This window comes from Natrinema saccharevitans (assembly GCF_001953745.1).
GTDB lineage: Archaea > Halobacteriota > Halobacteria > Halobacteriales > Natrialbaceae > Natrinema > Natrinema saccharevitans.
On record NZ_LWLN01000001.1, the window covers coordinates 697,888 to 722,321 of the forward strand.

Here is a 24,434-nt window from a genome sequence, read left to right on the forward strand (position 1 = left end):
CGCCGGCCCGCCAGCGACCGGGCGGGGGAAGCGTCGCGCCCGAGGGCCACGGCGCGCTCGAGTCGGTCATGGCGCACTCGAGTCGCCCGGCCGCTGCCGGCGCTTACGACCCTTTCCCTCGGGACGGGGGCGTTCCGTAGCGTTTTTGCTGGTTGTCGGGAAACGACGCGGTATGACTACCCCCTGGGACGACTGGAATCACGTTCTCAAACTCGATCCCGACAAGGAGTTACCCGAGGGTGTGACCTACGGTGACCTCTGTGCGACCGGAACGGACGCCATCGAGGTCGGCGGCACCATGGGTATCACCGAGGAGAACATGAGCGCCGTCATCGAGGCCTGTGCCGAACACGACGTCGCCCTCTATCAGGAGCCCTCCAACCCCGAAGTCGTCCTCGAGGACGACGCGCTGGACGGCTATCTCATTCCGACCGTCTTCAACGCCGGCTCGCCGTTCTGGATCACCGAGGCCCACAAGGAGTGGGTCCGCCTCGAGGGCGATCTCGACTGGGAACGGACGACGACGGAGGCCTACATCGTGCTGAACCCCGAGGCCGACGTCGCGGAACTGACCGAGGCCAACTGCGACCTCGGGGCCGACGACGTCGCCGCCTACGCGACCGTCGCGGAACACATGTTCGGCCAGGAGATCGTCTACGTCGAGTACTCGGGCACCCTCGGCGACGAGGGCGTCGTCCAGGCCGCCGGCGAGGCGACCGACCAGTCGACGCTGTTCTACGGGGGCGGCATCCACGACTACGACTCCGCGTACTCGATGGCCCAGTACGCCGACGTCGTCGTCGTCGGCGACCTCGCACACGAGGAGGGGATCGAGGCGGTCCGCGAGACCGTCGAGGCGGCCAACGACGCCTAACGACGCGACCGGACCGGTTGGCGAACCCGACAGTGGCCTCAACTGTTTTGTCGCTTCGCGGTGGACGGCCCCGCATGAGTCTCCACGTCGCCTTCGAGGCGTCGTCGCCGTCGCTGGTCCTCGCCCCGACCCTCGAGACCCTCCCATCGCTCGAGGTCGACCTCGAGCGCCAGTACGCGCTCGATCCCGCGCGGCCGATCGCGTTCTGCGTGGTCCGCTGTCGGGATCGCGACCGACTCGAGCGGGCGCTGGCCGCCGACCCGACGGTCGCGCGGTTCGACAGGATCGCCGGCCTCGACGGCCACCACCGCTACCGACTGCAGCGGAGCGAGACGGACGTCGTCGGGGCGTACCGCCAGTGGGTTGCCGCCGGCGGCGAGTTGCTCGAGTGCCGGGGCGCGGACGGCCGCTGGGACGTCGAGATGCGGTTTCCCGACCGGGCGTCGTTCGGCCAGTACCACGATTTTCTCGTCGACGAAGGCGTCTCCGTGACCCTCCACCGACTCGCCGAGACCGACGCGCACTCGCGACGAGCCGGCGACCCCACGCTGACGGACCGCCAGCGGGAGGCCCTGTCACTGGCCCACGAACGCGGCTTCTTCGAGGTCCCCCGCGAGGCGGAACTGGCCGAGCTCGCCGCCCAACTCGAGATCTCGAACCAGGCGGTCAGCGAACGGCTGCGACGCGGGCAGGCGCGGCTGGTCGACGCGCACGTCGTCGACTGACCGGGTCGCCGTCGGGAGACTACTCGCGGACCAGATCACGCAGGCGGGGGAGCGCCTCGGTCACGTCCTCGCGGACGACCGCGGCGGCGACGTCGTCACACGGGGTCGACTCGAGGTTGACGATCCCCACCGTCGCGCCGGTCGAAGCGGCCAGCCGTGGCAGCGACGCGGCGGGTTCGACGACCAGCGAGGAGCCGATCGCGAGGAAGGCGTCGCTCGCGCGCGCGAGCGACCGCGCCCGCTGGAGGACCGCACCGGGCAACTGCTCGCCGAAGAGGACCACGTCGGGTTTGAACACGCCGCCGCAGTCGCAGGTCGGCGGCAGTTCGCCGCCGGCCGCCCGATCGAAGATCTGGTCGCCGTCCTTGCGTTTCCCGCAGTCCGTACAGCGGACCCGCTGGGAGTTGCCGTGTAACTCGAGGACCGTCGGCTCGCCGGCGACCGGCGCGTCTGAATCGCCGTCCGTTCCGGCGTCGTCCCCCTCGCCGACCGCCGCCGCGGCGTCGCCGTGGAGCCCGTCCGTGTTCTGGGTCAGGACCGCCTCGAGGAGGCCGTCCCGTTCCATCGCGGCCAGCGCCTCGTGGGCCGCGTTCGGCTCGAAATCCCCGTCGAACATCGCCCGCTGGAGGTCGACTCGATCGGCCCAGAACCCCTCGGGATCGCGCTGGAATCGGCCGTACGCGAACTGCCCCTGGTCGAACCGTTCCCAGACGCCGTCGTCGCCCCGGAACGTCGGCACGCCAGACGGCGCGGAGATTCCCGCACCGGTGAAGGCGACGGCGGTGTCCGCGTTCCGAACGGCGGTCGCGAGTCGCTCGACGTTATCCATATCGAGAGAGCGACGGGCGATGGATAAAAGCGAGGCGGATCAGCCACTCGACTATCGCACCGTCGACGTGTATCTGGCGGCCAGCGTCGCTTCGATCCGCTGGAGGTGTTCGCTGACGGTACCCGGCGCGAGATCGAGTTTCTCGGCCAGTTTCCGGTGGGTCGTCTCGCGTGGCACCTCGTAGTACCCCTCGCTGACGGCGAGGTCGAATAGTTCCTGCTGGCGGGCGGTCAGCGTCGGCGCGGAGCTGCCACCGCTGGGATCGTACTCGCCCAGCCGCTGAAGGTCGACGTCGACCCCTTCGGGTAACGCCGCCGCAGCGCGCTGGAGCGCCCGGCTCGTCCCGAGCGCCGTCACCTCGAGTCCGCGAGCGGCGTCGGTGTCGACGTATGTCATCGGCCAGTCGAGGACGATTTCGTGCTCGCGGAGGATCGACAGCAGGTCGTCGACTGGCTCGACGATTTGGCACTTCACGTAGGCGACGCCGCGGCCGTCCGCGCCGGCGACGTCGTACTCGAGTGCCTCCGGACTGTCGGCGAGCAACGCGCGGGCCCGGTCGAGGTCGCCACGGAGCGCGAGGAGTTCGACGTACCGCCGTTCGTGGATCGGATTCAGGTAGCGAACCGCCTCGATCGTGACCGCGTCGCTGCGGCTGAAGTGGTCGTCGATCGCGTTGAGCCGGCCGTCGGCCCACGTTAGCACCATCGTAGCGTATCTCATCGCCGACCACCGCCAGTGTCGTGGTTCAGCGCGTTCGAGATCGAAGAGGTGGACGAACGCATAGCGGTCCGTATCGGCCCTCAGTTTAAAAACACCTAGCATACTCGCCCATACGGAAAGGTGGCCGGAGATCCTCCTTCCAGACGAATGCGCCACGACACATCTGCGACCGCTGACGGCTATCCGACGGGACCGGACGGACTTCCGCTGCTCGGCAATCAGGTCGCGTTCCTCCGCGATCCGTACGGCTTCATGACGCGAACCGCCCGAGAGTACGGCGATATCGCCTCTTGGAAGGATCCCGAGGGCCGGGTCTACCAGCTGAACCACCCCGACTACATCGAACACGTACTCGTCCAGAACAACGAGAACTACGTCAAAGGCGAACGCTTCCAGGACGTCCTCGGGCCGCTGACCGGTAACGGCATCCTCAACAGCGAGGGCGCGGTCTGGCGGCGCAACCGCCACCTGATCCAGCCCGCGTTCCATCCTGACCGGATTCAGGAGTACGCGACGATGATGACCGAGTTCACCGGAGAGGCCCTCGAATCGTGGGACGACGGCCAGACGCGGCTCGTCCACGAGGACATGATGGAGGTGACGCTGAAGATCGTGTCCCGGGCGCTTTTCGGTGTCGACGTCGACGATCACGTCGACACCATCGGCTCGGCGCTCGAGCGGTTCATGAAAGCCTCCGAGAGCCTCTCGAACTACGTCCTGCCTCCGAAGGTTCCGACGCCGGCCAGACGGCAAATCCAGCGCGCTCGCGAAGACCTCGACGAAGTCGTCTACCGGCTGATCGAACAACGGCGGACCAACCCGACGGATCACGACGTCATCTCGAAACTGCTCGAGGCGACCGACGACCGCGGTACCGGGATGTCGGACGAGCAGATCCGGGACGAGGTGGTCACGCTGTTGCTGGCCGGCCACGAGACGACGGCGCTGTCGCTGACGCTGACGATGTATCTCCTCTCGCGGAATCCGCACGTCGAGCAACGGCTCGTCGCGGAACTCGAGGATGTCCTCGGCGACCGGACGCCGACGATGGACGATCTCTCGGAGCTTCCCTATACCGAACGCGTCGTCAAGGAGTCGATGCGACTCTATCCGCCCGTGCCGGGAATCGTCCGCGAACCGGTCAAACCGGACGTCATCGACGGCTACGAGATCGAACCGGGATCGACCGTCCGGATGCACCAGTGGGTCGTCCACCGCGATCACCGGTGGTACGACGATCCGCTCGCGTTCCGGCCGGATCGCTGGACCGACGACCTCGAAAGCGAACTCCCGAAACTGGCGTACTTCCCGTTTGCGGCGGGTCCGCGTCGCTGTATCGGCGACCGCTTCGCGATGCTCGAGGCACGGCTCATCCTCGCGATGGTCTACCGCGACTACCACCTCGAACTCGTCCCCGGGACGGACCTGGACCTGATGGCGACGGTGACCGCGCGGCCGAAACACGAGATTCCGATGACTGTCCACGAGCGGTGACGAGACCGGCATCGTTCGCGCACTCACGGACACCGGCTGCCGCGAGTCCGAACGGCTGGGCTTAAGTTGTACCTGCGTGAATCGAGTGGTATGCAGGACAGAACCTACACGGCCGACGCCGAGCCGGGCGACCACGTCACCGTCGCCGGCTGGGTCCACGAGATCCGCGACCTCGGCGGGATCGCCTTCCTGATTCTCCGGGACACCACCGGAAAGATCCAGATCAAGTTCGAGAAAGACGAGATGGATGACGATCTCGTCGAGACGGGACTCGACGTTTCCCGCGAGAGCGTCATCCAGGTCTCCGGCGACGTCGAGGAGGAGCCCCGCGCGCCGACCGGCGTCGAGGTCACACCCGAGTCGCTCGAGGTCGTCGCTCCCGCCGACCCCGAACTGCCGCTCGATCCGTCCGGGAAGGTCGACGCCGACCTCTCGACGCGACTGGACAACCGTACCCTCGACCTGCGCAAGGACGAGGTCCAGACGGTCTTCGAAATCCGTTCGGACGTGCTGCGTGCGGTCCGCGACCAGTTCCGCGACTACGACTGTACGGAGATCAACACGCCGAAGATCGTCGCGACGGGGACCGAAGGCGGGACGGAACTGTTCCCGATCACCTACTTCGGAGAGGAGGCCTTCATGAACCAGTCGCCACAGCTGTTCAAGCAACTGGTCGCCGGCTCGAACGTCGAGCGGGTCTTCGAGATCGGCCCGATCTTCCGCGCGGAGGAACACAACACGCCGCGGCACTTGAACGAGGCCACCTCGATCGACTTCGAGGGCGCGTTCTGTGACCACACCGACGCCATGGACGTCGCCGAAGGCATCGTCAAAGCTGCCTACGAGTCCGTGCAGGAGAACTTCGGCGACCGACTCGAGGACCTCGACCTCGCCGCGGAGTTCGAAGTCCCCGAGGGTGACTTCCCGCGTATCAGCTACGAGGACGCCATCGAGCGCATCAACGCCACGGGCGAACTCGACGAACAGCTCGTCTGGGGCGACGACCTCTCGACGCCGGCCGAGGAAGCCCTCGGACAGGACGTCGGCGGCCACTACTTCATCACCGACTGGCCCAGCGAGATCAAGCCCTTCTACATCAAGGACCACGACGACGATCCGCAGCTCTCGACCGGCTTCGACCTGATGCACCCGCGGATGGAACTGGTCTCGGGCGGCCAGCGCGAACACCGCCACGAGAAGCTCATCGAGGGCTTCGAACAGCAGGGGCTCGACCCCGACCAGTTCGAGTACTACACCAAGATGTTCAAGTACGGCATGCCGCCCCACGCCGGCTTCGGCCTCGGCGGCGAGCGCCTGCTCATGACCATCCTCGGACTGGACAACATCCGGGAAGCGGTTCTCTTCCCGCGAGATCGCCAGAGACTGAGTCCGTAGGACGACGTCTCTGGGAGCGCGTGGAAACCACGAGCGCGTAGCGCGAGTCGGTTTCCTCGAGATCGCCAGCGTCCGTCGCCGTAGGCGACAGACCTGAGCACCAGCAAGACTCCCGCGTTGCTCAAGTCTTGCGTGATCGGCAACGTCTGACGCGCTTCGAGCGAGCGCGAACGGTCTCGAGTCCGCAGCCTCGAGCCAGTACTTCTCACGGCGGCCGACTCGTGAGCGTCAGCTTTCCTACTTGTCGCCGCTGCTGCCGTCGCAGGAGCCGCTGTTAATGGCAGCTGCCAGATCCGAACCGACGGCGTCGTCGCCGAGGTACGCCAGGTGACTGCCGACGCTGTCGGTCACGTCGACGTCGGCGTAGTTCGAAGCGGGGTCACAGCCCGCGCCCTCGGTACCCAAGGCGGTGTCGCCGAAGCCGCCGTAGGCCGACCCGACCGTCGAGTCGTTCTCGGAGTGATAGTTCCGGACCTCACAGGCGTTTCCGAGGCCCGGATTCCACGGATCGCCACAGATCTCGGAGCCGTCGGCGGCCGTTCCGAGACCGGCGACGGTCTCGATCTCGTACCCGCTGCCGAGTTTGGCCGCCGTCCAGTAGACGCAGCGACCGCCCAGCGAGTGACCGACGAGACGGACGTTCCCGCCGCCGGCGTCGGAGAAGTCCTCGACGAGGCCGGCGACGACTCCGCCGACGTCCTCGGTGTCGCCTTCGGCACCGAAGTAGTTGAGCGTGGTGGCTGGCCACTCGATCGCGACGGTCTCGTCGGGCGTATAGCCGCCGGCAACGAGCGAGTCCCTGACGTCGGTGGCCTGACTCGAGACGGTGGTATCGCCGAACCAGCCGTGGATGAAGACCAGCAGTTCATCCGTGACCGGCAGGTCGCCGTCGGCGCTCCAGCCGAACCAGCCGTCGTCGACCTCGATCGTGTCCGGGCCGAGGAACTGTGCGGACGCCGAGCCGGAGGCGGCGGCCAGTCCCGCACCGCCGATCAGCGTCGTGCCGGCGGCCTTGAGGAGCGTCCGTCGGTCGGTCGTCGCTTCAGTCGCGGTCCGGCCCCCGTCGAGGGTGTCATTGTCCGTCATGACGTTTCGGTACTTCCACGAACCGATGATTGTAGATTGCTGCTCTATACAGAGCGTATTCAAGACCTAGCAGCCGTTTACCCATCGACGCGGACGGTCGAGATCGCGGTTCGCGTTCGGACGCCCGGGTCCGTCGGCACCACCCACGGTCGGCGATTTCGTTCGACGGGGAGCCGACGCAGAGGGCCCGTGCGGGCGCGAACCTGCAAGGTTATATCGTTCGGGCAGAAAGCGGGGGCGTAATGCGCGAGGAGGCGACGGCGTTCGTTCCCGGCCACGTCACGGGCTTTTTCAGTACCCACCCGGACGACGACCCGACGAAGGCGGGCTCACGGGGCGCGGGACTGACGCTTACGGACGGTGTCGAGGTAACGGTCGAACGAGCGGCGGCGACGACGGTCTTCCTCGACGACGTCGAGATCGAGATCGAACCGGTCGAGACCGTCCTCGAGACGCTCGGCGTGACCGCTCGGATCGACGCGACCTCGGAGCTGCCGATCGGGTCCGGGTTCGGCGTCTCGGGGGCGATGGCGCTCGGAACGGCGCTGGCCGCGAACCGCGTGTTCGGCTGCAAGCTCTCGATGAACGAACTCGTCACGATCGCTCACGGGGCCGAGGTACAGGCCGGGACGGGGCTGGGCGACGTCGTCGCACAGGCCCACGGCGGCGTCCCGATCCGCCTCGAGCCGGGGGGCCCGCAGGACAACAAACTCGATGCCATCCCCGCCCGGGCGCGCGTCGAGTACGTTACCTTCGGCGAACTGTCGACGGCCGACGTTCTCTCGGGCGATACCGAGCAGTTGACCGCGGCTGGACAGGAGGCGCTCTCCCGCGTCGTCGAGGAGCCGACGCTGCTGTCTTTTATGTACGCCTCGCGGCTGTTCGCCCGCGACGCCGAGTTGCTGACCGATCGGGTCCGCGAGACGATCGCCGAGGTGTCGGACGCCGACGGGCAGGCCTCGATGGCGATGCTCGGCGAGACGGTCTTCGCGCTCGGGACCGGCCTCTCCGATGCCGGCTACGAACCGTCGGTCTGTGCGACCCACCCTGCCGGTGCGGTTTTGAAGTGAGCCGGACGCTGGCACTGCGGCGGTCGGTCGCTGTTGCTCTCCGGTGAGTGTCGCGTCCGCAAGGGGAAAAGCGTCCACGCTCCGTCGACGGCGTCGGAGCCTTGTTACCGACCCTCCGTGCAGTTCGTCGTATTTAAGTGCAGGACACCTATGTCAACTAGTATATTTTTATGCCGAGAAATCGCAGGAAGGCGAAACGAATCCGTCTCGCTTTTGGAGATTGACCGTCGATGGGGGAGCGTGACCGCCGGTCGTTCCATCGATGAACGTGGTATGTGCGGGTCTTAGAACCCGTCTCAGGCTATCTCCTACCGTTCCATCGTCTCGAGAGTGAGCGGCCGACGCCGGCGATCGACCGGTCGATTTCGCTGAGAGCGTCGGTCACGGGAAATACCAAAAGCGAAAACATTGGCCAAAAATTTATTATGGTACGTTCGAGTTATCGGGCCAAGTTTCGAAATGGCTTCACGCACTGACATTCACCAAAGCCTGTTTCAGTTGTACGAACACTACGTCGGTGAACCCGACTCGAGCAAGGACGTCTACGGCTACTGGCTGTTCATCGTCGGCTACGTCATCGGGGCCGCGGGCGTGGCGACGTTCGTCGTCGGGTACGCCGGCGAGGGGGAGCCGTACACGCTGATCAGGGCCTCCGGGATCACCGCCGCGACCGGGCTCGCGCTCTGTCTGTTCGGGATCGTACTGATGTTACCGGTACGAAAACGGGGGATTCAGGCGAGTTTCGTCGGTCTGCTCGTCTCGTTTGCCGGCGTCGGCTTCTTCGGCTGGGCGTATCCGAACAACTGGCGGGAACTCGGCGTCGACTACAGCGTCGAGGTGATTTCGGTCTACACCCTCGGGATCGGTATCATCGCGGGCGTGACGGCCCTCGTTCCCGTTCTGACCGGCCAGCGCGGTATGTTCGTCGAGGAGGAGGGCCAGACCGAGGACCCGCCGATCCTCACCGGCGACGAGATGGAAAGCGCCCAGTTCGCCGCCTTCCGTGACGACAACGGCGACTGGCAGTGGCACGTCCTCCACCTCGAGGCACTGGCCCGGAGTACGGAGAGCGCGGTGACGCGGCCGGAGGCCACGGAGGGCATCGAGCGCGTGAAGTCCCAGATCAGCTCCGCGGGGCTGATGGAGCTGACGACCTCCGCGTTCCGGCTCTACGAGGACCGCGACGGCACCTGGCAGTGGACGCTCGCGCGCGACGACGGCTCGATCGTCGGTGCCTGTGCCGGCGAGTTCGACGAGCGCGACGGGGCCGAGGAGTCGGTGAGCTTCCTCAAAGACGAGGGGCCGGACGCCGACGTGATCGAGATCGAGGGGGCCGCGTTCACCTACGAGCAGCGCCGCGACAAGTGGTACTGGCAACTGGTCGACGACGACCGCGTCCCGCTGGCCTCGAGCGAGACGGGCCACTCGACGCAGGAACGCGCCGAGGAGGCCGCCCGGACCTTCGCCGAGCGGTTCGACCGGGCGCGGGTCCTCGACGTCGAGCACGTCGGCGTCGAACTCCGCGAGCGGGCCGACGGCTGGAGCTGGCGGCTCGTCGACGCCGCCGACGACGTCCTCGCGACCAGTACCGACGCCTTCGATTCCCGGCGCGACGCCGAGGAGGCCGCCGAAGCGCTGTTGCCCGAACTCGAGTCGGCGTCGGTCACCGTGGCCGGCGAGCCGACCTACGAATGCTACGAATCCGGCCCAGAGTGGCGCTACCGGCTCGTCGACGAGAACGAACACGTCGTCGCGCGCAGTCCCGAGGGGACCGACGACCGCCTCGCGGTCGATACGTGGACCGAACAATTCGGCGACAACGCCGCCGACGCCGACGTCGTCGAGATCGACGACGCGGAGTACGAGGTCTTCCCGGCCGAGGACGTCGACGCCGGCAGCGCCGCCTCGACGCCCGACGACGACCTCCCCGCGGCCATCGAAGAACCCGAGCCGGCGGCAGACGGCGGGACGGCCGTCGACGCTCCCGACGCCGAGGACCCGAGCCCGTGGCACTGGCGGCTCGTCACCGACGACCGCGACGTCGTCGCCGCGAGTACCGAACCCCATCCCGACGCCGAGTCGGCGACCGACGCCATCGAGCGGGTCCGCCAGCAGGCCAGCGAGGCGGAACTCATCGAGTTCGAGAACGCCGCCTTCCAGGTCTACGAGGCCGACTCCGGCGAGTGGCGCTGGCGGCTCATCGACGAGGACGGCAACGTCCTGGCCGACAGCGGCGAGGAACACACCTCCCGCGGCGAGGCCGCCGAGGCGATGATGACGCTGAAAGAGCAGGCACCCGACGCCGAACTGCTCGAGATCGAAACCGCCGCGTTCGAACTCTTCGTCAACGAGGCCGACGAGTGGGGCTGGCGGCTCATCGACGAGGCCGGCAAGCTCGTCGCCGAGGACCCCGCGACCCACCCGACCCGCGGGGCCGCCCGCCAGGCGATGAACCGCCTGCTCGAGCATCTCGATTCGGACGTGCGGACGATGGACCGGGCGATCTTCCAGCCGTACGCGACCGAGGACTGGCACTGGCGGTTCGTCCTGCCGTCGGGCGAGACCGTCGCCGCCGCCGGCGAGGCACACCCGACACGGGACGAACTGGTCGACAGCCTCGACGACGTGCGCGAGGCCGCTGTGTCGGCGCGCCGGCACACGATCGGCGACGTCTCGGTCCAGCTCTATGGCACCGACGAGTGGTACTTCCGACTGCTCGATCGCGACCGCGAGGAGATCGCCGACGCGACCGTCTCCTACGGCGACCGCGAGGCCGCGATGGACGGCGTCGAGGGCCTCAAGCGACACGCGGCCGACGCGCCGATCTTCGCGATCGAGGACGCGGCGATCCGTGTCGACGATGCGGACGGCTGGTCGTGGGATCTCGTCGACGCCGACCGGACCGTCATCGCCGAGGCGGTCGATTCCGAACCCGACAGGAACGCCCTGCTCGAGGCGATCGAGGAAGTCCGTCAGCTCGCGCCGATGGCCGGCCGGGTCGACTTCGACGTCGCCTCCTTCGAACTCGTCGCCGACGAGGACGACCGCTGGCGGTGGCGGCTCATCGACGAGGACGGCCGGACCGTCGCGACCGGCTCCGAGACCCACGAGACGGCCGCCGACGCCCGCGACGCCCTCGCGGACGTCCGCGGCCTGATCGAGTCCGCCAGCATCCTCGAGATCGACAGCGTCTCGTTCGAACTCCACACCGCGGAGGACGGCTGGGTCTGGCAGCTCATCGACGAGTACGGCGCGACGATGGCCGAGAGCACCCAGACCTACGAGAACCGCACCGAGGCCCGCGAGGCGATGAACGACGTGAAGGCACAGGCCCCCGACGGCTGGATCACCTTCACCGAGTGACCGCGCCCGCGGCTCGTCTCGACCCCTGACCGGTCCGTTTGCCCGCGAGGAACGCGGGTTCCCACTCTCGAGCCGACTCGGTGAGCGATCGGGCCGTTTTTTATCGATCGAACCCAGTGATCGATCGTGAGCGATTACGACAGCGTCTCCGCCGACGTCGAGGACGAGGAGGAGATCCCGGAGGACCACCCCAGATATCAGGATCTACTCACTCGCCACCGGATCGAGCGGGGCGTCGAAAAGGGGATCACCCACCTCCAGGGGATGCACGCGGAAGGGCGGGGCAGCGCCTTCGACTACCTGCTCGGCGAGGAGACGATTCCCAGCGCCGACGACGCCGAACGGGCGGCCGCGGCACACCTCTTGCTCGCCGAGCGGCCCGTCCTCTCGATCAACGGTAACGTCGCGGCGCTGGTTCCCGGCGAGATGGCCGCCCTCGCCGACACCGTCGACGCGGACCTCGAGGTCAACCTCTTCAACCGGACGCCCGAGCGAATCGAGGCCATCGCCGAGCACCTCCGCGAACACGGCGCGGACGACGTGAAAGGGCTCGAGGCCGACGCGCGGATCCCGAACCTCGATCACCAGCGGGCGAAGGTCGACGCCGACGGGATCTACGCGGCCGACGTCGTGCTGGTCCCCCTCGAGGACGGCGACCGCGCCGAGGCCCTCGATGCGATGGACAAGACCGAGATCGTGATCGATCTCAACCCCCTCTCGCGGTCGCCGCAGGTCGCCGACGTCCCGATCGTCGACAACATCATCCGGGCCGTGCCGAACATCACCGATCACGCGCGCGAACTGGCCGACGCCGACGAGGACGCCCTCCGGGCGATTATCGAGGGCTTCGACCGGGAGCGCGCGCTCGAGGCGGCGGAAGAGCGGATCCGATCGGGCGATCTCTGATCGCACACCGCTGACTCGGTGGCTCGGCCGGAACGTTCTCGAGCCGATTCCGGCCCCGTTTCGATCCGGATCCGCCGGTCGGGTCCGGCGCGACGACGCGAGCGCCTTTCAGGAGGTATAAATTCCTCCTCCGGTTGCCACTACACATGGACGCCTACGAGTTACTCACGCGAAACGCCGAGGAGGTCGTTACCGACGATGAGGTCCGCGACCTCGCGGAGGAGCCCGAGGGCAAGCGGGCCTACGTCGGCTACGAACCTTCCGGCGTCCTCCATCTGGGGCATCTCCTGACCGCGAACAAGCTCATCGACCTCCAGGAGGCCGGTCTAGAGGTCGTGATCCTGCTGGCGGACGCCCACGCCTACCTCAACGAGAAGGGGTCGCTCGAGGAGATCCGGGCGACCGCCGAGCAGATGAAAGCCCAGTTCCTCGCGTACGGCCTCGACGAGGACCGAACCGAGTTCGTCTACGGCTCGACGTTCCAGTTCGACGAGGAGTACACCCGCGATCTCCACACCCTCGAGCAGGCGACCACGATGAACCGCGCCCAGCGCGCGATGGCCGAGATTCAGGGCGACGAGACGGCCAAGGTGAGCCATCTGGTCTACCCGCTGATGCAGACGCTCGACATCGAGTACCTCGATCTGGACCTGGCCGTTGGCGGGCTCGACCAGCGGAAGGTCCACATGCTCGCCCGCGAGAAACTGCCGGAACTGGACTACGAGGTCCGACCGGCGATCCACACCCCCATCCTCGCCGACCTCACGACCGGCGAGGGGAAGATGTCCTCGAGCGAGGGGATCACGATCTCGATGGAGGACTCGACCGACGACCTCGAGGAGAAGGTCAACTCGGCGTACTGCCCGCCGACGCGCGACCCGGAGCCCGACGACGAGGGCAACGAGCGCGAGAACCCGGTCCTCGAACTCTTCGAGTACCACGTCTTCCCCCGCTTCGACGAGGTCGTGGTCGAACGCCCCGAGAAGTACGGCGGCGACCTGACCTACGAGGATTACGAGGGCCTCGCCGCGGACCTCGAGTCCGGCGAACTCCACCCCGCCGACGCGAAGGGGACGCTGGCGACCTACCTCGACGAACTGATCGCGCCCGGTCGCGAGAAGCTGCGCGAACTCCGGGACTGAGACGGTCGGCCGTACCGGGTTCCCGACGCAGCCGCAGGACGGTGGTGGTCGCGCCGGAACCGACCGACAGCAGTCGGTATGGCGGGGTCATTTTCTCGTGTTTCGTCGCGGGCGCGTCGCCCGCGATCACGTTGCCGGCGATCCAGCCGATTGAAGTGGGCGCGGCCCCCTCTCGAGGGTATGAACGACACGCGACGGGCGGTCCTCGAGGCGCTTTCCGACGGCCCGGTCTCGGGCCCGGACCTGGCCGACGGGCTGGACGTCTCGCGGGCGGCCGTCTGGAAGCACATCGAGGCGTTACGCGAGGCCGGCTTCGAGATCGAGAGCGGGGCAGACGGGTACGAACTCAGCGAGGTGACGGCGTACAACGGCCCCGCGGTCGAGTTCGGCCTCGAGGCCCCGTTTTCGGTCGAGTACCACGACTCAGTGGGGAGTACCAACGACCGGGCGCGCGAACTCGCGGGCGAAGGCGCGACCGACGAGGTCGTCCTCGCGGACGAACAGACCGGCGGCCGCGGCCGCCTCGAGCGCGAGTGGACGGCACCGCCGGGCGGCGTCTGGCTGAGCGTCGTCACCCGGCCCGATATCGCACCCGCGCAGGCCCCGCTGTACACGCTCGCGATCTCGGTCGCGACGGCGCGAGCGGCCCGCGAGGCGGGTGTCGATGCTCGAATCAAGTGGCCCAACGACGTGGTCGTCCCGGTCGGCGACGACGGCGACTATCGAAAGCTTTCGGGGATTCTCACGGAGATGGAAGGCGAGACCGATCGCGTCGAGTGGGTCATCGTCGGGCCCGGCATCAATGCGAACATCGACGCCGACACGCTGCCCGAGAGCGCGACCAGCATCCGCGAGGAGGCGGGTGACGTCGACCGCCGGCGGTTCGTCCAGCGCCTGCTCGAGTCCTTCGACGACCACCGCAACGACCTCGAGGGCGTCGTCCCCGCGTGGCGCGAGCTGGCGTTGACGCTCGGCCAGCGGGTACGGGTGGACCGCCCCGGTGGCGAGATCGTCGGCGAGGCGGTCGACGTGACCGAATCGGGGGCGCTCGTGATCGAGACCGAGGACGGGCGGGAGACGGTGTCGGCGGGCGACTGCGAACACCTCCGACCGGTATAGCGGTCTCGAGCGGCGGGAGGAAACGAGACGACTGCATCGACTTCGGGGTTCCGCACCTCACTTGGCGGCGAGTCGCGGCTCCTCGGGCCAGTCCTCGAGATCGTCAGGATCGACCCGTACCGTCAGGACCGGCACCGAGGCGCGCCTGACGACTCGTTCCGTGACGCTGCCGAGCAGCAGCCGGTCGATCCCGCCGCGGCCGTGTGTCCCCATCACGATCAGATCGCAGGCCTCGGGCCCGGCCTCGTCGATGATGACCTGACTCGGTGACCCCTCCCGAATCTCGGTCTCGACGGTGACGTCGTCCGGCGCGAGTTCCGCGACCCGGTCGACCGCCGCCCGCCCCTCGCCCCGAAGCGCGTCGCTGACGCCCTCGAGGGCGGTCTCCATCGGCAGCCCGCCGTAGCCGGCCGCGTTCACGACGTAGAGCGCGCGGATCGTCGCGTTGTGTAGTTGCGCGAGGTCGAACGCGTACTCGAGGGCCCGTTCGACCTCGCGGGAGCCGTCGGTCGGGACGAGGATGCAGTCGTACATTGTGCTATGTGATGCCATACAACAGACCACTACATGAACGTTTTTCCGACAGGAACGACCGTCGGTCAAGCTGACGGTTTCGCGACCGGCTCGCTACCGTTCGCGGGCGAGCAGGAGGGAAACGCTGATACAGCGGTCGCCCCAACCGAGGGGCATGAGCGACAACCCGTGGACGGACCGGATCGTCGGCGAGCGGATGACCGTCGATCAGGAGTTCGCCGCGCGGATCGAGGAGTCCCGGTTCTCCAACCAGCAGTGGAGCCTGATCATGACCGCCACGGAGTTCGAGATCGAACACCCCGACGAGCCCGACCGGGCGCGGATCGTCGCCGACACGGACAAACTCGACGGCGTCATCCCCGAACTCGAGAGCGTCCAGGCCGGCATGGGCGCGATGGCCGGCGGGCCGGGCGGGCCCGGCGGATCGGACTCGTCGGACGGCGGGATCGTCGACTCGATCATGGGCGCGCTCGGCGTGGGCGGGGACAGCGGCCCCTCGGAGGACGAGCAGCGGAAGGCGGCCGAACAGCTCACTCAGGAGTACGCGGAGAAACTCCAGTCACACCTCGAGTCGAAGGGCCGTTGGGAGTCGGTCCGGAAGAGCGTCGCCGACGGGAGCTGAGCCGACGGCACCGACGCCGGTGTGGCCGCTCAGTCACCGGCGTGAAACATCGTGTACTCGCTGGTCTCGTAGATGTTGATCAGTTCGGTCACCAGCTCGTCGTAGGACTCGTCGTCGACCCGTAGCTCGTCCAGCCGTTCGATCGTCTCCGCTTCGAGTTCGACGGATGGCATACCCGATCGTTCACCGTCGATCGGCAAAAACGCCACGAGGGACCCGTTTCGCGGCGGACGATCGGTGACTGGGCCGTCGATGCAAGCCACAGCACCTTTAGGTGCGGTTCCCGACCGTAGGAGTATGACAGACGAAGTCGAGACGACGACCTTCTCGATCAGTTCCGAAGACGGCGCGACCGACGACGTGACGGTGCCGTCGGGACTCGTCGACCTCGTCGCCGAGGGCGACCAGACCGACGCCGAGACGATCGGTGACGTCATGCTCCTTTCCTTTGCCAGCCGCGCCCACCATATCGTCCACCACGGCGAGGACGCCGATCCGGAACTCGAGGCACAGGAGGAACGCGTGATGGACCTCTTCGAGGAGCGATTCGGCGTCACGTTCGGCGAAGCGACCGGCCACCAGCACTGACGGCCGCGACGGTCGGTCCCGCGCCGGAGTTCTTCGCAGCCCGTTTTCGCCCGTCGCCCCCGCGAGCGGAGTCCCGTCTATAGCAAACGGTACCGGCCCCGTTGAACACCGTCGGAGTGGGGTTTAGCGGCCGTGTGAACGCTGTCGTACCACGAGTGTCGACTCGATTTGCGACGGTGGTGATCGCTCGGTACGGGTCAACCGGGAACGGAGGTCCGATCGCCCCTCGACTCCGGAAGTCGGAGGGCGAAGGCCGAAAGATCGAACCCCTCCCTCGCCGGGGGAATCGTGTAGACAAACGTCCGAAGCGAACACGGGACTACATAGTAGTTCACTCCGCCTTCAGAACCGGCAATCGGAGGCGAATTTGAAGGCACAATTCCGTGTCAGCTAGCCCGAATGCGTTGTGAGACTGTCTGCGTGCTGTTGGAAGACGACTTTCTGCCTGCGTATCGAGCAACGGCGCTGCGGGAACTGGTCGATCGGACTGCCGTCGAAATCCCCCTCGTCGTCATTAACGACGAGTCCCGTCGCTTCCGGGATCGATCGATACGGTATCTGCTCGGCCGGAGCCGAAACTGGGGAGCGTGGCTCCCAGTGTGGGCCGGTACGGAGCTCTCGAGGGCGATCCGTGGCCCGCCGTCCTACGACGAACCCCGTCACTTCTCGACCGTCGATGCACTCGCAAACGCGGACGTGGTACGGTGTTCACCGGACCGGAAAAACGAAATCTGGCGATCGATCCCCGATCCGGTCGTCGACAGGATCGCGGACGAGACGGACGTCGTGGTTCGGTTCGGATTCGGACTCCTCACGGGCCGGATCCTCGACGCCCCAGACTGTGGAGTTCTCTCGTTTCACTTCGGCGACATCAGGAAGTACAGAGGACGAATCGGCCCGCTCTGGGAGTACATCGACGGCGAGGGGTCGGTCGGCGTGACCCTCCAGCAACTCACCGACCAAATCGACGGCGGCCGGATCGTCGCTATCGATCACGTTCCCGTTCGCAGTCACGACACGTACGGCGCGATCAAACGCCGACAACGTACCTCCATAATGAGCGAACTACTGATCGACGGACTGGCGAACCTGAATTCCCCCGAGTTCGAACCGACCGTTCCGGACTCCCTTGGAACGTACCGATCCGCGCCCAGCGTCCGCGAAACGCTCGCGTTCCTTCGAAAACACGGCACGAACGCGATTCGACGGGAACTCACCACGTTCTGATCGCAGCACGGTGATCCACTCGAGGCAGCGCCGGTACCCGCACTGTATGCAGCCCGCTCTCGCGACCATCGGTCGTCGTCGAGGGGCGTGGAGCGTTACTCGCCTCCCGTCGCCGTCGGCGCGTTCACTTCGATCACCATCGACGCTTCGTCGTCGCTGGTCGTGACCGTATGCGTCGACGCGCCATCGGGTAACGACGACGTGAACGGAATTTCGGCCGACTGGCCGCCCGCGAGCGTCACGGTCGACTCGGCGACCGGCTGCCCGTCGACGCTGTAGGTCACCGTGTCCGTCCCCTCGAGATCAGCCTGATTCTCGACGGTCGCAGTCACCGTCACCTGCTGGCCGGCCTCGCCGCTCTCGGGCGCGGAGAGGTCGGTCACCGCGATCGTCGCCGGCTCACCGCTCTCCTCGACGGTTACGGTCGTCTCCGCGGTCTCGTCGTCGCTCGCCACCGCGAGCGTGTACTCGCCGGGCTCGAGTCCTTCGGTCACGGCGTCGAACGCGGCCGGCTGGCTCTCGCCGGCCTCGAGCGAGACCGATTCGGTGTCGACGACGGTCCCGTCGATCGCGAGCGTGATCTCCTGCGTGCCCGCCTCGCCGCCGACGTTCTCGATATCGGCGTCGACTGCGATCGTCTGTCCTCGCTCGACCGGACTGGTGACCGACGCGATCGAGACGTCGAACGCGGCGGGCTCGGACGGCCGAACCTCGCCGGCGGGCGGCGTCGCGACCGTCACCGGCTCCTCGTAGCCGTGGTTCGCGAAGTCGGCCCGCCAGACGAGCCGTTCGTCGTCGCTCTCGGGGACCCACTCGACGGTGAACGCGTTCTCGCCGGGTTCGAACCCGCTCGGTGGCTCGTCGACGGTCGTCCCCTCGACGAATTCGCTGTTCGCGGCGACCGCCGCGTCGTTGGGGTTCTCGTAGCCGAACGTGACCTCGATCGCGTCGCCGTCACCGGTGGGCTCCGTCTCCTCGATCGACAGCGACGGGAGTTCGGGCCGTGCCTCGTCGTCGCAGGCCTCGAGGTCGGGGTTCGGGTGATCGATCGACGCGAACGGGACCGCCTCGGGCGAGCTAATCCCGGAGATGTAGGTCCCGAAGGTGCCGTAGTCGGGCACCTCGACGGTCACCTCGTCGCCGTCGATCGTCACGTTCCGTTCGTCACCCACCTCGAAGACGATCGTCCCGTCGAAGGGTGCCTCGACGTCCTCGCCGACGGTGACGTAGTCCTCGATGATGGTGTTGCCGAAGCCGCCGGTGTCGTAAAAGCCCGTACTCGCCGCGACGCTATCCCCCGCCTCGAGGTCGGCCTCGACGACCGCCCGCGAACAGTTCGCGAACGCGACGTCGAAGTCCGGGACCGCTCCGTCGACGGTGTACTCGACCTCGGCCGTCTCGATCGGCGTGCCGTCGTCGGCCGCGACGACCGACGCCTCGAGCGTCGAATTCGCCGACAGCGGCGGCTCGAGGTCGATCTCCCGCGGGCCGATCGTCTCGTTGGCCGCGAAGCGCTCGGTCTCCGCGAGTCGAGTCCCGTTCTCGTCGGCGACTGTCAGCGCGTACTCGACCGAGGCGTTGGCCGAGGTGACCGTCAGCGTCTCACCGTCGCCGGTCTGGTCGGCCACCGAGAGGTTCGCCGTCGGCTCGCCGGGCTCGGGCTCGACGACCGCGTACTCGATCGTGTCGTTCGCCAGGATCGCGTCGCCCGCGGCCGCTCGAACGGAGACGTCGACGCTCGCGTCGTCCTCGAGGGGCGGCTCGAGGTCGATCGACGCCTCGGCGATCGTTTCGTTGCCCTCGAACCGGCCGCTGTCGACCCGCTCCCCGTCGTATTCGGCCGTCACGACGTACGGCACCGTCGCGCTCGTCGCGTCGATCTCGAGGGTGTCTCCCTCGCCCTCCTGATCGTCGACCGATAGCGTCGCCTCGGGACCGTCGGAGCCGTTCGCGACGGCGTACTCGATCGTGTCGTTCGCGAGCGTCGTGCCGTCCTCGCCGACGATCGACACCTCGACGCTCGCGTCGTCCTCGAGGGGCGGCTCCAACTCGAGCGCGTGGTTCGTTACATCCTCACCGGCCGCGAACGGCTCACTCTCGACGGTGTCGCCGTCGTACGACGCGGTCAGGGTGTAGGGGACGGTCGCGTTGGCCCCGTCGACCGTCAGCGTCGTCCCGTTGCCCTCCTGATCGTCGACCGACAGCGTCGCCTCGGGCTCGGCGGGCTCGTCGACAACGGTCACGAACGCACCGTCGAGGACCGGCGCGCCGCCCGCGGTGACGTACGGCACGTCGTCCTCACCGTCGGACTCGACGTAGCCGAACGCCTCGTCGCCGTCGGTGTCGTGGTGGACGACCGCGACGAGCGGCCCGCTCTCGTTCAACGGCTCCTCGAGGTCGACGGTCACGTTCTCGTGATCGCCGGACTCGAGGGAGCTCGAGACGCCGACGATCGCGTCGGGATCGGCGTCGACGGCGACACCCTCGTAGACGGCGACGAACCCGCCCTCCGAGAGCGAGACGTCGGCGACGGTGACCGCGTCCCCGTCGCTCTCCTGATCGGGGAAGTCGATCGATGCGGTCCCCTCGATCCGGTCGGCCGTCTCGATGCGCTGCTCGACCTCGATCTCGACGTGCTGGCTGATCACCGCGATCTCGTCGGTCCCTTCGGCGACGGCGTAGGCGGTCGCGTCGGCCGCGCTCTCCTGCGTTATCGTCTGGAGCTGCGTGATACTGATCCGCTGGGACTGGACGGCTCGCGCCGTCTCGGTCACGGCACTGCCGGCTGCGATCTGGACCTGCGTGATCGACGCGTCCTGCGCCTGCACGAGCGCCCCGCTGGCCCCGCCGTACGCGAGCCGCTGGACCTGCGTCACGTCGACGAGTTGCGTCTGGGTCACCGCTCCCTGACCGGCACCGAACGCGGCCGCTTGGACCTGTTCGACCCTCACCGCCTGCCGCTGTACGGCCGCCGTGACCGCGCCCTCCGCGGCCCCGACAGCCGCGGCCTGAATCTGTGTGACCGACACCGACTGTCGCTGGACCAGGACCCCGCCGGCGCTGCCGTCGGCGGCCGCCTGGATCGCCTCGACGCTCGCGTCCTGACCTTGGGAGATCGCACCCTTGGCCGCGCCGAAGGAGGCCTCCTGTACCTGCGTGATCGAGACTCGCTGGACCTGCTCGAGCCGGATCGTCTGGACCTGTTTCAGCGAGCCGCGGCTCGCGCCCCGGGCCGCGGCCTGCGTCCCCTCGACCGACACGCGCTGTTTCTGGACGAGCGCGCCCTTCGCCGCGCCCGCCGCGGCCTTCTGAATCTGCTTGATCGTCGCCCGCTGGCGCTGCTCGGCGTCGACTCGCTGGCGCTGCTCGAGGGCGGCGGTCGCGCTCCCCTCGAGCGCGCCGGCGGCAGCGCCGGCCGCCGCGTGCTGGACGTGATCGAGGGTCACCTGCTGGCGCTGCTCGACGCTGATCGACTGATACTGCGTCAGGGCACCGTAGGCGGCCCCCTGTGCTGCCTCCTGGATCTTCGGTACCGCGCCGACGTCTTTCGCGCCCGCCTCGCTGGCGGCCCCGGCCGCCGCGCCGCTGGTGGCCACCTGCAACTGCTCGACGCTGACACGTTGTCGCTGGGCGACCGCGCCGTGTGCGGCCCCCCAACTCGCGCTCTGGAGTTGGGTCGCGTTGGCCGACTGCGACTGCGAGAGCGCTCCGCCGGTCGCGCCGCCGACGGCGTACTGCACCTGCGTGACGTTGACCGACTGTTGCTGTATCAACGTTCCGTGAACGGCCCCCGTTGTCGCCGCCTGTACCTGGTCAGCCTCGACGTTCTGGGACTGCAACACCGACCCCTGTGCGCCCTCGAGCGCCGCCGCCCGCTGTTCCTGGGTCACCTCGACTCCCTGGGACTGGACGAGCGCGACTCCCTCGCTGACGCCCTCTTCGACGGCGTCCTCGCGCTCGCTCTGGGCCGCCTCCGCGGTCGTCCCGCCGACGTCCGCGTCGGTTCCCGTCTCGTCCGTCGCACCGGGCGGCGGCAGCCGTATCGGATCGAACCCGTCTCCGCTCGCCGCGTCGCCGTCGCTCTCGTTTTGAAACTGTGTCTGCGCTTCGGGACCGGGAGGCGATGCAGCGTCCGTCTCCGTTCCCGCGTCGTCCCCGGCGATTCCCTCGAGCCCCCCGAGCAGCGGCACGGCGACGACGCTGGCGACCATCGCGACGGCGATCACCGCGACCGCAGCGATCCGGCGACGGCTCATCGGCTGCCCCCACCGACCGCCGATTCCACGGTCGCCGCCGGCGCAGCCACCCCGACGACGCGTTCGATTGCCCACCACCCGTTACGGCCCCGCCCGGTGTTCGCAGTACGGACTCCCATCCCTCGCCACGGGACCGAATCGAGCCATAAGCCCGGCCGGTCGTTCCGGTTAGCGCGGCGAGACAATCAGATATTACCGCGCCCCGGTCCGCGAGAACCCGCTGCAACTGGCCGGCACCGCCGCTCTCGAGCGCCTCGAGCCGCGACCGGGACCGTCACGCGAACCGGAACGAAGCGCCCTGTTTCGGACGGATCGTCTCGGTATCGAGCCGCCGCTCGACCCGTTCTGTCATCCGATCGACCGGATGTTTCGGAAACCGAAGTATTGATCCGGGTTTACGAGAGAGCGGGGGTATGGCAACGGAACGGAATTCGGTCGAGTTAGTCGACGACGACGCCGTCCGCTCGTTCGCGCGGGCGGCCATCCTCGCGGCACTGATGGGGGCCGCGGCCGTGGTGGGATCGATCCCGATCCCGTTCTCGCCGATCCCGATATCGCTCGGGGTCCTCGTCGTCTACCTGATGGGGCTGTACCTCGGTCCGTACTGGGGAACGGTGTCGATCGGGCTCTATCTGACCGCCGGCGCGATCGGAATCCCGGTGTTCGCCAACGGAACGGCCGGCGTGGGCGTCTTGCTTGGTCAAACCGGCGGCTATCTCGTCGCCTACCCGCTCGCCGTACTACTGATCGGGGCCGTGGTTCACGGCACCGACGGCCTCGCGGATCCCGCGGACGCCTCGGCGCCGGTCCTCGTCGCAGCGTTGCTCGCGGCGCTGATCGTCATCTACGGGCTCGGGACGGCGTGGTTCGCGTACGCCCTGGAACTCGGGGCGATCGAGGCGCTCCAGCTCGCCGTCGTCCCGTTCGTCCCGGGTGACCTGCTGAAGATCGTCGCCGCGATCGTGATCGTCAAGGCCGGCCACATCGATCCGACGTGATCGCTCGGGGCACGATCCAATGATCGAGTTTCGGTCGGTTTCCTACGCGTTCGACGACGTTTCGGTCCTCGAGGACGTCTCGCTGACGATCGAGGACGGCGAGTTCTGCCTGCTGGCGGGAGCAAACGGCAGCGGGAAGACGACGCTGCTCAGACACTGCAACGGCCTTCTGACGCCCGACAGCGGAACGGTGCTGGTCGACGGCACGCCCGTTTCCGACGACCTGATCGCCGCCCGCTCGCGCGTCGGGATGGTCTTCCAGCACCCGCGCGACCAGTTCGTCGCCGCGACCGTCGGCGCGGACGTCGCCTTCGGGCCCGAAAACCTCGGCCTCGAGCGGGCCGAGATCGACCGCCGCGTCGACGCCGCCCTCGAGGCGGTCAACATGGCCGGCCGGGAAGACGACCGGATCGAGGCCCTCTCGGGCGGCGAGCAGTCCCGCGTCGCCATCGCGGGCGCGCTCGCGATGGATCCGACCCACCTCGTCCTCGACGAACCCTTCACCGGCCTCGACGAGCCCGCGCGCCGCTCGGTCCTCGGGCGACTCGCGGCGCTGTCGGCCGACGGCACCGGGGTCTTGCTCGCCACCCACGACCTGCGGGACGTGCTGGGACTGGCCGACCGGGCGATCGCAATGCGGGACGGGCGGGTGGCCGTCGACGGCTCGCCCGACGACGCGCTCGGAGACCTCGCGGGCCTCGAGGTCCGCGTTCCCGACCGGTGATCGCGATGACCGGACTGCTACTCCACTCGCGCGACTCCGGAGGCGACCGATGCTGACCTACGACCCGGACGAGACGCTGGCCCACCGACTGGACCCCCGGAGCAAGCTGGCGGTCCAGCTCGGGTTCGCGGCGACCGCACTGGCCCATCCGACGCCTCGAGCGTTGCTGGCGCTGTCGGTGGTGACCGTCGTCGTCCTGGCGGCGGCGCGCGTCTCGATCCGTCGGACCGTCGCCGCCTACCGGTACGCGCTCGTCGTCCTCGCGATCGCGCCGGTGCTGGCCGGCGTCACGATCGGCACCCCGTGGTTCGACCGCGCGGACGCCCTCACGTCGGGGCTGGCGAGTTATCGGGTCCTCCTCATCCTGCTGGTCAGCGCGGCGTACGTCCGGTCGACGCCGGTCCGGGACTCTCGGGCGGCGATCCAGCGGACGATCCCCGGCAAACCCGGCCAACTGCTCGGGATCGGGATCGCGCTCGTCTTCCGGTTCCTCCCCGTCCTGCAGGGCGATCTCCGGACGATTCGCGAGGCGATGGCCGCCCGGTTGGGGACCGAACGCGGCACGGTCGACCGGATCAGCACGGTTGGCATGCTCGGGCTCACGCGGGCGTTCGACCGGGCCGACCGTCTCTCGCTCGCGCTCCGCGCACGGTGTTTCGCGTGGAACCCCACGCTGCCGCCGCTTACGTTCTCCCGCCTCGATTACCCCGTCCTCGCCTTCGCCCTGTGTCTCGTGCTGTCCGCCTTCTACTGATCCCCGCC

At 68.0% G+C, this 24,434-nt stretch carries 21 protein-coding genes; 15 read left to right on the top strand and 6 right to left on the bottom strand.

Going from position 1 to position 24,434, the window contains the following annotated elements:
- Nucleotides 1-172 precede the first annotated feature (172 nt).
- Both A6E15_RS03665 and A6E15_RS03670 read left to right on the top strand, forming a co-directional pair.
- Nucleotides 173-874 carry a phosphoglycerol geranylgeranyltransferase gene (locus A6E15_RS03665; protein WP_076143745.1) on the top strand — a complete coding sequence of 234 codons (702 nt, stop codon included), beginning with the start codon at nt 173-175 and terminating at the stop codon, nt 872-874.
- 74 nt (nt 875-948) lie between these two features.
- On the top strand, nt 949-1,599 hold the full coding sequence (locus A6E15_RS03670; RefSeq protein ID WP_076143747.1) for a helix-turn-helix domain-containing protein: 651 nt from the start codon (nt 949-951) through the stop codon (nt 1,597-1,599).
- Nucleotides 1,600-1,618: 19 nt separating this feature from the next.
- Here A6E15_RS03670 and A6E15_RS03675 read toward each other — a convergent pair whose 3' ends face one another.
- Nucleotides 1,619-2,428 carry an SIR2 family NAD-dependent protein deacylase gene (locus A6E15_RS03675; RefSeq protein ID WP_076143749.1) on the bottom strand — a complete coding sequence of 270 codons (810 nt, stop codon included), beginning with the start codon at nt 2,426-2,428 and terminating at the stop codon, nt 1,619-1,621.
- Nucleotides 2,429-2,479: 51 nt separating this feature from the next.
- Nucleotides 2,480-3,148: a helix-turn-helix domain-containing protein gene (locus A6E15_RS03680; protein WP_076143751.1), complete on the bottom strand. Its 669-nt coding sequence runs from the start codon at nt 3,146-3,148 to the stop codon at nt 2,480-2,482.
- Nucleotides 3,149-3,295: 147 nt separating this feature from the next.
- On the opposite strand from A6E15_RS03680, the gene A6E15_RS03685 reads away from it, so the two are divergent.
- Both A6E15_RS03685 and aspS read left to right on the top strand, forming a co-directional pair.
- A complete protein-coding gene (locus tag A6E15_RS03685) occupies nt 3,296-4,642 on the top strand; it encodes a cytochrome P450 (protein WP_076143753.1) in 1,347 nt (448 codons plus the stop codon).
- Between the two features lie 90 nt (nt 4,643-4,732).
- Nucleotides 4,733-6,037 carry an aspartate--tRNA(Asn) ligase gene (aspS, locus tag A6E15_RS03690; RefSeq protein ID WP_076143755.1) on the top strand — a complete coding sequence of 435 codons (1,305 nt, stop codon included), beginning with the start codon at nt 4,733-4,735 and terminating at the stop codon, nt 6,035-6,037.
- 237 nt (nt 6,038-6,274) lie between these two features.
- Here the strand turns inward: aspS and A6E15_RS03695 are convergent, their stop codons facing one another.
- Nucleotides 6,275-7,123, bottom strand: a complete 849-nt coding sequence (locus A6E15_RS03695) for an esterase/lipase family protein (RefSeq protein WP_076143757.1) — start codon at nt 7,121-7,123, stop codon at nt 6,275-6,277.
- A 242-nt stretch (nt 7,124-7,365) separates the two neighbouring features.
- Between A6E15_RS03695 and A6E15_RS03700 the strand changes: the two genes are divergently transcribed.
- From A6E15_RS03700 to A6E15_RS03720, 5 genes are all read left to right on the top strand, one after another.
- Nucleotides 7,366-8,193, top strand: a complete 828-nt coding sequence (locus A6E15_RS03700; protein ID WP_076143760.1) for a pantoate kinase — start codon at nt 7,366-7,368, stop codon at nt 8,191-8,193.
- Between the two features lie 459 nt (nt 8,194-8,652).
- Entirely contained in the window at nt 8,653-11,556 is a 2,904-nt protein-coding gene (locus A6E15_RS03705) for a YegP family protein (protein ID WP_076143762.1), read from the top strand.
- A gap of 126 nt (nt 11,557-11,682) precedes the next feature.
- Nucleotides 11,683-12,462, top strand: coding sequence for a 4-phosphopantoate--beta-alanine ligase (locus tag A6E15_RS03710; RefSeq protein ID WP_076143764.1), 780 nt, complete (start codon nt 11,683-11,685; stop codon nt 12,460-12,462).
- A gap of 146 nt (nt 12,463-12,608) precedes the next feature.
- Entirely contained in the window at nt 12,609-13,604 is a 996-nt protein-coding gene (locus A6E15_RS03715) for a tyrosine--tRNA ligase (protein WP_076143767.1), read from the top strand.
- A 180-nt stretch (nt 13,605-13,784) separates the two neighbouring features.
- The gene (locus tag A6E15_RS03720) at nt 13,785-14,723 is read left to right on the top strand and encodes a biotin--[acetyl-CoA-carboxylase] ligase (protein WP_076143770.1); all 939 of its coding nucleotides are present in this window, start codon (nt 13,785-13,787) and stop codon (nt 14,721-14,723) included.
- 57 nt (nt 14,724-14,780) lie between these two features.
- Here the strand turns inward: A6E15_RS03720 and A6E15_RS03725 are convergent, their stop codons facing one another.
- Nucleotides 14,781-15,257, bottom strand: a complete 477-nt coding sequence (locus tag A6E15_RS03725; protein ID WP_076143772.1) for a universal stress protein — start codon at nt 15,255-15,257, stop codon at nt 14,781-14,783.
- A 154-nt stretch (nt 15,258-15,411) separates the two neighbouring features.
- On the opposite strand from A6E15_RS03725, the gene A6E15_RS03730 reads away from it, so the two are divergent.
- Nucleotides 15,412-15,879 (top strand): DUF5799 family protein, encoded by a 468-nt coding sequence (locus tag A6E15_RS03730; protein ID WP_076143775.1) that lies wholly within the window; start codon nt 15,412-15,414, stop codon nt 15,877-15,879.
- Between the two features lie 29 nt (nt 15,880-15,908).
- Here A6E15_RS03730 and A6E15_RS20755 read toward each other — a convergent pair whose 3' ends face one another.
- Nucleotides 15,909-16,052, bottom strand: a complete 144-nt coding sequence (locus A6E15_RS20755; RefSeq protein WP_006179925.1) for a DUF7557 family protein — start codon at nt 16,050-16,052, stop codon at nt 15,909-15,911.
- Between the two features lie 124 nt (nt 16,053-16,176).
- Here A6E15_RS20755 and A6E15_RS03735 point away from each other — a divergent pair, with 124 nt between their 5' ends.
- On the top strand, nt 16,177-16,467 hold the full coding sequence (locus A6E15_RS03735) for a DUF7545 family protein (protein WP_076143777.1): 291 nt from the start codon (nt 16,177-16,179) through the stop codon (nt 16,465-16,467).
- 399 nt (nt 16,468-16,866) lie between these two features.
- On the top strand, nt 16,867-17,694 hold the full coding sequence (locus A6E15_RS03740; protein ID WP_076143780.1) for a formyltransferase family protein: 828 nt from the start codon (nt 16,867-16,869) through the stop codon (nt 17,692-17,694).
- Between the two features lie 95 nt (nt 17,695-17,789).
- Here A6E15_RS03740 and A6E15_RS03745 read toward each other — a convergent pair whose 3' ends face one another.
- Nucleotides 17,790-21,950 carry a DUF7282 domain-containing protein gene (locus A6E15_RS03745; protein WP_084177331.1) on the bottom strand — a complete coding sequence of 1,387 codons (4,161 nt, stop codon included), beginning with the start codon at nt 21,948-21,950 and terminating at the stop codon, nt 17,790-17,792.
- A gap of 413 nt (nt 21,951-22,363) precedes the next feature.
- Between A6E15_RS03745 and A6E15_RS03750 the strand changes: the two genes are divergently transcribed.
- From A6E15_RS03750 to A6E15_RS03760, 3 genes are read left to right on the top strand one after another with little or no spacing between them, the layout of a single operon-like run.
- Nucleotides 22,364-22,948: a biotin transporter BioY gene (locus A6E15_RS03750; RefSeq protein ID WP_076143783.1), complete on the top strand. Its 585-nt coding sequence runs from the start codon at nt 22,364-22,366 to the stop codon at nt 22,946-22,948.
- Between the two features lie 19 nt (nt 22,949-22,967).
- Nucleotides 22,968-23,672 carry an energy-coupling factor ABC transporter ATP-binding protein gene (locus A6E15_RS03755; RefSeq protein WP_076143785.1) on the top strand — a complete coding sequence of 235 codons (705 nt, stop codon included), beginning with the start codon at nt 22,968-22,970 and terminating at the stop codon, nt 23,670-23,672.
- A gap of 49 nt (nt 23,673-23,721) precedes the next feature.
- Nucleotides 23,722-24,426, top strand: coding sequence for an energy-coupling factor transporter transmembrane component T family protein (locus tag A6E15_RS03760; RefSeq protein ID WP_076143788.1), 705 nt, complete (start codon nt 23,722-23,724; stop codon nt 24,424-24,426).
- The last annotated feature ends 8 nt before the right edge of the window (nt 24,427-24,434 follow it).